Source organism: Sandarakinorhabdus sp. (assembly GCF_051860625.1).
Lineage (GTDB): Bacteria > Pseudomonadota > Alphaproteobacteria > Sphingomonadales > Sphingomonadaceae > Sandarakinorhabdus.
This window is the reverse complement of the sequence record NZ_JBHYDQ010000009.1, coordinates 17,348-26,785: the sequence shown is the minus strand read 5'-3', so window position 1 is coordinate 26,785 and position 9,438 is coordinate 17,348. Positions and strand designations below refer to the sequence as shown.

The window sequence follows — 9,438 nt, the reverse complement described above, 5'->3', positions numbered from 1 at the left end:
CCCCGGCAGGCCTGCGGATGCAGGCTAACACGCCCGCCACGCGCGGAGGAGTGGCCATAGCCGCAAAGCCTTTCATGCACAACGTCCGCCGATGGCCGTTGAACCTGTGGGCGGCCTCCCCTATCTGAAGCGGGTTAAGGTGCAGGAGCGCAAGCGCATGACCAGTTTCGACGATCGCGAAAAAGCCTTTGAAGCCAAGTTCGCCCATGATGAGAATATGCGGTTCCGCATCCTGGCGCGCCGCGGCAAGCTGATCGGGCTGTGGGCCGCCGAAAAGCTCGGCAAGGATGGCGAAATTGCCGAGGAATATGCCAAATCGGTGCTGCTCTCCGATCTGGAAGTGCCCGGCGACAGCGACATCATCGCCAAGCTGCTCGGTGATCTGGCGCCGCTGGGCGTTGGCGAAGCCGATATCAAGGCGATGCTGGCCGAAAAGCTGGCGCAGGCCGAAACCCAGATCAGCGGCGACTTCTGATGGCGATGGCCGCACACGAAATCGAATCGGCGATCCTGGCCGCGCTGCCCGGTGCCGTGGTGGCCATCACTGATCTGGCCGGCGATGGCGATCATTATGCCGCCGTGGTCACTGCGCCGCAGTTCGCCGGCCTGTCGAGGGTTGCGCAACAACGGTTGGTGTATAATGCTTTGGGTGGGCGCATGGGGGCAGCATTGCACGCCCTGAAACTCACCACGATTCCGGCCTGATACCGGCCAACAACAAGGACCAGCCTCCCATGAGCAACCCAGTCCACGATCGCATCACCACCCTTGTGACCAGCAACGATGTCGTGCTGTTCATGAAGGGTACGCCATTCTTCCCGCAGTGCGGCTTTTCCTCCACCGCCATCCAGATCCTGGAACGGCTCGGCGTCGGCTTCGAAGCCGTCGATGTGCTGGCCGATCCGGAAATCCGCGCCGGCATCAAGGACTACAGCGATTGGCCCACCATCCCGCAGCTTTATGTGAAGGGCGAATTCGTCGGCGGCAGCGACATCATGATCGAGATGTTCCAGGCCGGCGAACTGCAGGCACTGGTGGCCGAAGCCGGCATCGCGACGCAGGCCTGACCGGCTGCGGTCGGCCATTTCGGTGCCAAATCCTCCATCCCGGTTAGCCGTTTCCGCCATCTGGGATGGCATGACCTCGGTGATGACGGCCGATCTGTCACGGATGTTCTTCGTGGCAGCGCCGTTCACGCTGCTGGTGGGCGTGGGGGTGGAGCTGTTCGGCCCGCCGCCACCCAAATCCTTCACCGACATGACGGTGCCGCAGATGCTGTGGCGGCTGCTGGTGCCCAGCCTGCTGTCGGCGATGGCGCAACTGGCCATCACCCAGATGGTGCTGCGCCCGGCTGAGGTGCCGCGCCAGGCGCTGTCAGCAGCGGCGGCGATGTTCCCGATTTATGTTGCCGCCCAGTTGCTGGCTTCGATGCCGGTCGGCCTCGGCTTTCTGGCACTGTTCGTGCCGGGGCTTTACCTGTTTGCCCGGCTGATCTTTCCATCTGGCGCGGTGGCGATGGCCGAGCGCGGCTCTCCGGTGGCGATCCTGAAACGCAGTTGGGAAGTGAGCGAGGGGCAGGGGCTGCCGCTGTGCCTGTTTCTGGTGCTCGGCCTGTTCAGCATCGTCGGCATTTCGATCCTGGCCGAAGGCGCCGGCGCAGCGCTCGATGTCGTGGCGCGACTGATCGGGCTGGAGGCGGTGGCACATTTTGCCCGCGCCGTGCTGGTCGGCACCGGCAGTTGTTTCATCGCCATCGGCACCGCCGTGGCCGGCGCCGTCGCCTACCGCTTGCTGGCGCGCAATTAAAGTTGGGGAACGCCCGGCGCGGTGTCGGGCGGATAGAGGCCTTCGGCGCGCGGATCGGGATAGGTTTCCAGCCAGCGCTCATACGGCTTGAAGCCGCAACGTTGATAGAAGCCCAATGCGGCCGGGTGATCCAGATCGCACGTGTGCAGCCAGACACGGGTTATGCCCTCGCGCCAGGCCGCCCGCAGCGCATGATCCATCAGCCAGCGGCCGTGGCCGCGACCAGTCATGCCCGGTTCCAACCCGAAATAGACGATCTCGCAGGTGGCGGGTTCCGAATAATCGAGTTCCATCAAGCCGATGGGCGTGCCGTCGCGGCGCGTGGCAACATGAACCTCGGTGGTGGCCGCATCCAGAACCGCTGCAAGATCGGCTGGTGACTGCGCCAGCCGCCCGCGCCAAAGCCATGGCGCACCGATACGTCGAAACAGCGCCAGATAGGCCGGCTTGTCAATCGGTGCCGGCCAGCGAACCAGCTTGAGCACGGACCGGGCGGGCAAGGCAGGCGCCTGCCGCGCATGCGTGTCAAGGCAGGTCACGATGGTGGCCAGTTGGCCCCTGGGCACCACCTGGATGGCCATGGCTCAATCCCAGCGTGCGTGCGGCGGCAGGCTCATCAGGATCGCATCGGTGTTGCCGCCAGTCTTCAGGCCGAAGGTCGTGCCCCGGTCATAGACCAGATTGAATTCGGCATAGAGGCCGCGATAGCGCAACTGGGCGTCGCGCTGTTCCTGGGTATAGTCCTGATGCATCTTGGCGCGCACCAGTTTGGGATAGGTTTCCAGAAAACAGCGGCCGACATCTTGCGTGTAGGCGAAATCCGCTGCCCAATCGCCGCTGTTCAGGTGATCATAGAAAATCCCGCCGACACCGCGATGGCGATTGCGATGGGGCACCCAGAAATACTCCTCCGCCCATTTTGAATGGGCCGGATAATGATCGGGATGATGCCGGTCGCAAGTTTCCTTCACGGCCGCATGAAAGGCGGCCGTCTCCTCGGCGTCGGGCAGCGCCGGGTTCAGATCGACGCCGCCGCCGAACCAGCGCTTGGTCGTCACCAGCATCCGCGTGTTCATGTGCACGGCGGGCACCAGCGGGTTGACCGGGTGGATCACCAGGCTGATGCCGGTCGCGAAAAAGCGCGGGTCTTCGGCAGCGCCGTTGATCTGCTTGGCGAAATCCGGGTTGAACTCGCCATAGACGGTCGAGATGTTGACGCCGGCCTTTTCGAACACCCGCCCCTTCATCACGCCCATCTCGCCGCCGCCCCCATCTCCTTTGGCGCCGTCGCCGCCGGCATGATCGGTGCGGTCCCACTCGCGCTTTTCGAAGCGGCCCGGCTCGCCCGGGGCCTGGCTTTCATCCTCAAGCTGTTCGAGCATCGCCCAGATGTCGTTGCGGAGTTGGCGGAACCATGCCTGTGCGGCACGTTGCTGGTCATCAAGCTGGATCATGGCCGCCTTCTAGCCAGCCGCAGCGCACCGGAAAAGCCCAAACCACGCCCGTCCGTAATGGCCCGTATCTTACCGGGCGGTAATGGGCGCGCCAATATGTCCGGGGGGCGGGGGCTTTTTGCCCGTTGCGTTGCGCTTGGGGCTTGTCTATCGCCAATGTGTTGCGGGCGGGCAGCGTAACTGTCCGCCATGTATCCATTTTCGGAAGGGACGAAATGGCTAGCGAAGTGCGGCAGGCATCTGCTGAAGACCTTGGAACGGGCGGCGAGCGTCGCCGGGATTTCCTCTATATCGCCACGGCGGCCTTCGCCGGCGCGGGCACGCTGCCGGTGATCTGGTCACTGGTCAATCAGATGAACCCGTCGGCCGACGTGCTGGCGCTGGCCTCGATAGATCTCGATCTGTCGGCCGTGCAGCCCGGCCAGGCCATCAAGGCCAGCTGGCGCGGCAAGCCGGTGTTTGCCCGGCACCTGACGCCCGAAGAAATCGCCGACGCCAAGAAGGTCGATGTGTCGACCCTGCGCGATCCGCAAAAGCTGGAAGACCGCACCAAGCCCGGTAACGAGCAATGGTTGATCACCCTGGGCGTGTGCACTCACCTCGGTTGCGTGCCGCTGGGTGCGGCTGAAGGTGAAGTGAAGGGTGATTTCGGCGGCTATTTCTGCCCCTGCCATGGTTCGCACTATGACAGCGCGGCGCGTATCCGCAAAGGCCCGGCGCCGCTGAACCTTGAGGTGCCACCCTATCAATTCAAGTCACCCACTTCGGTGACGATCGGCTGAGGAGGAGAAAGATGAGCTTTCCCTGGGCAAAATCCTATCAACCGACCAGTGAGGTCGGCAAATGGGTTGACGAGCGGCTTCCCCTGCCGCGCTTCATCTTCAACGCACTCGGGCCGGGCTATCCCACGCCCAAGAACCTGAACGCCTTCTACAACTTCGGCGTGCTGGCCGGTGTGGCGCTGGTCATCCAGATCATCACCGGTGTGGTGCTCGCGATGCACTTCGCCGCCGACACCAAGGTCGCCTTCGACAGCGTCGAGCACATCATGCGTGATGTGAACGGCGGCTGGATGATCCGCTACATGCACGCGGTCGGCGCCAGCTTCTTCTTCGCGGTGGTGTATATCCACATCTTCCGCGGGCTCTATTACGGATCCTACAAGCCGCCACGCGAAGTGCTGTGGATGCTCGGCCTCGTCATCTTCCTGCTGATGATGGCGACCGCGTTCATGGGCTATGTGCTGGTCTGGGGCCAGATGAGCTTCTGGGGTGCGCAGGTCATCACCGGCCTGTTCTCGGCCATCCCGCTGGTGGGTGGCATGATCCAGACGTGGCTGCTCGGCGGTTTCTCGCCGGACAATGCGACGCTCAACCGCTTCTTCTCGTTGCATTATCTGCTGCCGTTCGTGACGTTCGGGGTGATCATCCTGCACGTGTGGGCGCTGCACATTCCGGGCTCGAACAACCCGACCGGCATCGACGTGAAGAGCGAAAGCGACACGATCCCCTTCCACCCCTATTACACTGCGAAGGATTTCGTTGGTCTGGGCGTGTATCTGATCCTGTTCGCGGCGTTCGTGTTCTTCATGCCGAACTCGCTGGGTGAGCCGGACAATTATATCCCGGCCAACCCGCTCTCCACGCCGGCCCACATCGTTCCGGAATGGTATTTCTGGCCTTTCTACGCCATCCTGCGTGCCTTCACCGCCGATTTCCTTGGCGTGCCGGCGAAGCTGTGGGGCGTGGTGGCGATGTTCGCATCGATCCTGCTGCTGTTCCTGCTGCCCTGGCTGGATACGTCGCCGGTGCGCTCGAACAACTATCGCCCGTTGTCGCGGATCCTGTTCTGGGTGTTCGTGGCGGTGTCGCTGGCGCTTGGCGTCTGCGGCGGTGCCCCGGCCGAAGAGCCCTGGGTGCGCCTGAGCCAGGTACTGACCGCTTATTATTTCGCCCACTTCCTGATCATCCTGCCGATCGTCTCCAAGATGGAGAAGACCAAGCCGTTGCCAGGATCGATCTCGGAAGCCGTTTTGGCCAAGTACAGCAAGGGCGGCAGCAGCGCCGCACCGCTGGCCCAGCCGGCCGAATAAGGAGTTTGCATAAATGATCCGCTGGGGCGCTCTTGCCGTCGGCCTGCTGTTTGTCATCAACGTCTTGTGGGGGGCCATCACCCCCCGCGAGGCGGTGAGCGAAGACATGGCCAAGGCCTTGCACAAATATCCGAAGGACATTGAATGGGTCCACAACGGCCCTGGCAATCTGGGCGTGTTCGGTACCTTCGATCGCGCGCAGTTGCAGCGCGGTTTCCAAGTTTACAAGGAAGTCTGCTCGGCCTGCCATTCGATCAACCGCATCGCGTTCCGCGACCTTGCTGATCTTGGCTTCAACGAAGCCCAGGTGAAGGCAATCGCTGCGGAATATGAAGTGGCGGCGATTGACGGCAATGGCGAACCGACGACCCGCAAGGCGACCGGCGCGGACAAGTTCCCGCTGGTCTATGCCAACGAAGCGGCGGCGCGTGCAGCACAGAACGGTGCCTACCCACCGGATCTTTCGCTCATCACCAAGGCGCGTCCGGACGGCACCAACTATATTTATTCGCTGCTTACGGGCTATTCCGATGATGTGCCGGCTGGTTGGGTCAAGCCCGACACGCTGTACTACAACCCCTATTTCCACAGCATCAACATCGCCATGCCGCCGCCGCTCGCGGGTGACGGCCAGGTTGAATATGCTGATGGTGCGCCCGCTACCATCGATCAATACGCCAAGGATGTGACGGTGTTCCTGACCTGGGCCGCCGAGCCCAAGCTGGAAAATCGCAAGGAAACCGGCGTGGCGGTGATCCTGTTCCTGATCGTGATGACCGGGCTCGGGTATCTCACCTACCGCAAGGTGTGGGCCGACGTGAAAAAGGCCTGATTGCAACAATATCAGTTGAACAGGCGGCGGCCCTCCGAAAGGATGGCCGCCGCTTTGTTGTGGAGCGGAGGGCAAGATGGCCAACGACGATCTGGCGGCACTGGTGCGGACAATCCCGGATTATCCCCATGCCGGCATCATGTTCCGCGACATCACTACCTTGCTGCTCGATGGGCCGGGCTTTGCGGCCTGCACGGATCGGATGGCGGCCGCAGTCGTCACGCCGCCCGATCTGGTGGCCGGCATCGAAGCGCGTGGGTTCATCTTTGGTGCCGCTCTGGCGCAGCGGCTCAGCGTCGGCTTCGTGCTGCTGCGCAAGCAGAACAAGCTTCCCGGCCGCGTCACCGGCGTCAACTATGCGCTGGAATATGGCACCGACCGCATCGAGATGCACGCCGACGCCGTGCAGCTGGGCCAGCGCGTGCTATTGGTCGATGATCTGATCGCCACGGGCGGCACGGCGCTGGCCGGCGTCGAACTGCTGCGCGGCGCCGGTGCGGTGGTGGACGAAGCCGCGTTCGTGATCGACCTGCCCGATCTGCATGGCGCACAGCGCCTGCGCAGTGCCGGTATCACCGTGCACACGCTGCTGCACTTCGACGGCGATTGAGGCTTATTTTACCCGCTGCTTGCGCGCGGCATAGCGGGCATCGCGCGCCGCCTTCTGCGCAGCCTCACGCGAGATCGACTCGAGGCGCGCCTGCTCCATGGCCTTCTCGCGCTGCGCTTCGCGCATCTTCTTCTCTTCGGCCTGCTGGCGGGCGCGCTCGGCGCGGGCTGCCTTGGCTTCGGCTTCTTTCTGGGCGCGCTTTTCGGCGCGGGCCTTGCTGGCGGCCAGGGCTTCTTCACTGGGCGGTGCAGCCTGCTTGAATTTTTCCAGCTTGGCCAGGCGTGCTTCGGCCGCCGTCTTGGCGCGGTCGTTGTGATCGGGGAGTTTGAACATGGCTGCGTCTTTAACGGCTCGCCCTTGCGGCTGCAACCGCCAACGGACAGGCGCATCCCCCCAATGCCGACAGGCTTTGCGTTGGCGCGGGCTTGCGATAGCAATAGGGCATGAGCACAGCGAGGGCGGTATCGGCACGACATCTTGTCCTGCAGCCGCGCGCCCGCATTGCAGCCGCCACCATCGCGATGTTGACCGGCTTCGCTTTGCTCACCCAGTTCGGGCTGGATGTGTTCGAACGCGGCCTTGATCCGGCCACGGCCGCCGCCGCGCTCTATGGCTTTTTCACCATCTGGTCGAACAGCGCGGTGGCGCTGATCGCGGCCCACGCCGGTCTGGGCGGGCGCGCCAATGGCCTGTCGCACCCGGCGCTGCTGACGGCGAGCGCGGCGTGGATCGTCGTGGTCGGCATCATCTACAATACGCTGCTCGCCGGGCTGAATCATCCGCCCACCTTGCTGCGTCAGGCGGTGGATTTCGTGTTTCACGTCATCGCACCGCTGGCCTGGGCTGCGTGGTGGCTATGGCTGCGCCCGGCCGGGCAGCTCGGCTGGCGCCACCTTGGTGTGGTGCTGCCGGTGCCGCTGGCCTATTGCGGATATTCGCTGTGGATCGGCGGGCAGACCGGGCGCTATGCTTATTTCTTCATCGATGCCGGCACATTGGGCTGGAACCAGGTGGCGATCAACATCGTCGGCCTGGCGGCCTTGTTTGTGGCGATCATGGCCGCTGCGATATTATGGGACCGGCGCCAGCCGGCCTGAAATCTGGGGAGATTAGCATGCATCCGTTCCACCACGCCGCCACACAGCCGGACACGCCGGCGATCATCATGGCCGGCAGCGGCCAGATGTTGAGCTATGGCCAGCTCGAGGCCGAATCGAACCGCATCGCACATCTGCTGCGTGGGCTGGGGCTGGTGCGCGGCGACACCATCGCCATCCTGATGCACAATGAACTGGATTATCTGGCGATCTGCTGGGCGGCGCAGCGCTGCGGCCTGATCTATGTGGCCATGTCCACCAAGCTGAATGCCGATGAAGCCGGCTATATCGCCCAGGACTCCGCCGCAAAGGCGATCTTCTGCTCGCCGGCCCTGGCCGCAGTGGCCGTGGCGGCGACGCCCGGCTTGGCACCGGGCGCCCGCCTGTGCACTGGCGCTGGCCCAAGCGCAGGGGTTTCGGGTTGCGTGCCGCTGGTCGAGACACTCGCCGGCCTGCCGACCAGCCGCATCGCCGACGAAAGCACCGGGCGCGACATGCTCTACAGCAGCGGCACCACCGGCCGGCCCAAGGGCGTGCGCGGCGCCCTGCCGGAAGGCCCGATCGATCAGGTGGATGGTCTGTCCGGGCTGGTGGCGGGGCTGTACCAGTTCGGGCAGGGCATGATGTATCTGTCGCCGGCGCCGCTCTATCACGCGGCACCGCTGCGTTACTGCATGGCGGTGCACAAGTTCGGCGGCACCGTGGTGGTGATGGAGAAATTCGATCCGGAAACCTATCTGGCGCTGGTTGAACGGTTCCAGATCACCCACAGCCAGTTGGTGCCGACGATGTTCGTGCGCATGCTGAAACTGCCCGACGATGTGCGCAGCCGCCATGATCTGTCGTCGATGAAGGTCGCCATCCATGCCGCCGCGCCGTGCCCGGTTGATGTGAAGCACGCGATGCTGAACTGGTGGGGGCCGGTGATCTATGAATATTACAGCGCCACCGAAGGCGCTGGCTTCACCGCGATCAGCCCTCAGGAATGGCTGGCACGGCCGGGCAGTGTCGGCAAATCGATCCTCGGCGAAATCCGCGTGCTCGATGATGACGGCAATCGGCTGGGCCCCAACCAGACCGGGCGCATCTTCTTCCACGGCGGCGGATCGTTCAGCTACCACAATGATCCCGCCAAGACCGCCAGCGTGATGAGCGAGCATGGCGCCACCTTCGGCGACATCGGCCATGTCGATGAAGACGGCTATCTGTTCCTCACTGATCGCGCCGCCTTCATGATCATTTCGGGCGGTGTGAACGTCTATCCCCAGGAAGCCGAAAACGCGCTGACCCTGCACCCGGAAGTGGCAGACGTGGCGGTGTTCGGCATCCCCGACGACGTGATGGGCGAAGCCGTGCACGCCGTGGTGCAGCCGCGCGACATGGCCAACGCAGGCCCGGACCTGGAGGCCGAACTGATCGAATTCGTGCGCGGGCGGCTGAGCCATGTGAAATGCCCGAAACGCATCGATTTCCGCGCCGAATTGCCCCGCCACGACACCGGCAAGCTCTACAAGCGGCTGTTGAAGGACGAATATTGGCGGGCCTGA

General features: G+C 63.7%; 13 protein-coding genes. 10 read left to right on the top strand and 3 right to left on the bottom strand.

Features of this window, described 5'->3' with window-relative positions:
• Window positions 1-91: 91 nt before the first annotated feature.
• From ACTIEZ_RS09900 to ACTIEZ_RS09885, 4 genes are all read left to right on the top strand, one after another.
• Window positions 92-475 (top strand): DUF1476 domain-containing protein, encoded by a 384-nt coding sequence (locus ACTIEZ_RS09900; RefSeq protein ID WP_439546512.1) that lies wholly within the window; start codon window positions 92-94, stop codon window positions 473-475.
• Window positions 475-705 (top strand): BolA/IbaG family iron-sulfur metabolism protein, encoded by a 231-nt coding sequence (locus ACTIEZ_RS09895; protein ID WP_439546511.1) that lies wholly within the window; start codon window positions 475-477, stop codon window positions 703-705. The genes ACTIEZ_RS09900 and ACTIEZ_RS09895 overlap by 1 nt, the downstream gene beginning before the upstream one ends.
• A gap of 29 nt (window positions 706-734) precedes the next feature.
• Window positions 735-1,067, top strand: coding sequence for a Grx4 family monothiol glutaredoxin (grxD, locus tag ACTIEZ_RS09890; RefSeq protein WP_439546510.1), 333 nt, complete (start codon window positions 735-737; stop codon window positions 1,065-1,067).
• Between the two features lie 70 nt (window positions 1,068-1,137).
• Entirely contained in the window at window positions 1,138-1,806 is a 669-nt protein-coding gene (locus ACTIEZ_RS09885) for a hypothetical protein (RefSeq protein ID WP_439546509.1), read from the top strand.
• Here ACTIEZ_RS09885 and ACTIEZ_RS09880 read toward each other — a convergent pair.
• Window positions 1,803-2,387 (bottom strand): GNAT family N-acetyltransferase, encoded by a 585-nt coding sequence (locus ACTIEZ_RS09880; RefSeq protein WP_439546508.1) that lies wholly within the window; start codon window positions 2,385-2,387, stop codon window positions 1,803-1,805. The genes ACTIEZ_RS09885 and ACTIEZ_RS09880 overlap by 4 nt on opposite strands.
• A gap of 3 nt (window positions 2,388-2,390) precedes the next feature.
• Window positions 2,391-3,260, bottom strand: a complete 870-nt coding sequence (gene hemF / locus ACTIEZ_RS09875; RefSeq protein ID WP_439546507.1) for an oxygen-dependent coproporphyrinogen oxidase — start codon at window positions 3,258-3,260, stop codon at window positions 2,391-2,393.
• A gap of 215 nt (window positions 3,261-3,475) precedes the next feature.
• On the opposite strand from hemF, the gene petA reads away from it, so the two are divergent.
• From petA to ACTIEZ_RS09855, 4 genes are all read left to right on the top strand, one after another.
• Complete coding sequence (gene petA / locus ACTIEZ_RS09870) at window positions 3,476-4,042, top strand: ubiquinol-cytochrome c reductase iron-sulfur subunit (protein WP_439546506.1); 567 nt, start codon at window positions 3,476-3,478, stop codon at window positions 4,040-4,042.
• Between the two features lie 11 nt (window positions 4,043-4,053).
• Window positions 4,054-5,352 carry a cytochrome b gene (locus tag ACTIEZ_RS09865; RefSeq protein WP_439546505.1) on the top strand — a complete coding sequence of 433 codons (1,299 nt, stop codon included), beginning with the start codon at window positions 4,054-4,056 and terminating at the stop codon, window positions 5,350-5,352.
• A 13-nt stretch (window positions 5,353-5,365) separates the two neighbouring features.
• Entirely contained in the window at window positions 5,366-6,184 is an 819-nt protein-coding gene (locus ACTIEZ_RS09860) for a cytochrome c1 (RefSeq protein ID WP_439546504.1), read from the top strand.
• A gap of 76 nt (window positions 6,185-6,260) precedes the next feature.
• Entirely contained in the window at window positions 6,261-6,794 is a 534-nt protein-coding gene (locus ACTIEZ_RS09855; RefSeq protein WP_439546503.1) for an adenine phosphoribosyltransferase, read from the top strand.
• A gap of 3 nt (window positions 6,795-6,797) precedes the next feature.
• Here the strand turns inward: ACTIEZ_RS09855 and ACTIEZ_RS09850 are convergent, their stop codons facing one another.
• Window positions 6,798-7,127, bottom strand: coding sequence for a DUF6481 family protein (locus ACTIEZ_RS09850; protein ID WP_439546502.1), 330 nt, complete (start codon window positions 7,125-7,127; stop codon window positions 6,798-6,800).
• Window positions 7,128-7,237: 110 nt separating this feature from the next.
• Between ACTIEZ_RS09850 and ACTIEZ_RS09845 the strand changes: the two genes are divergently transcribed.
• Complete coding sequence (locus tag ACTIEZ_RS09845; RefSeq protein ID WP_439546501.1) at window positions 7,238-7,891, top strand: Pr6Pr family membrane protein; 654 nt, start codon at window positions 7,238-7,240, stop codon at window positions 7,889-7,891.
• 17 nt (window positions 7,892-7,908) lie between these two features.
• Complete coding sequence (locus ACTIEZ_RS09840; protein ID WP_439546500.1) at window positions 7,909-9,438, top strand: AMP-binding protein; 1,530 nt, start codon at window positions 7,909-7,911, stop codon at window positions 9,436-9,438.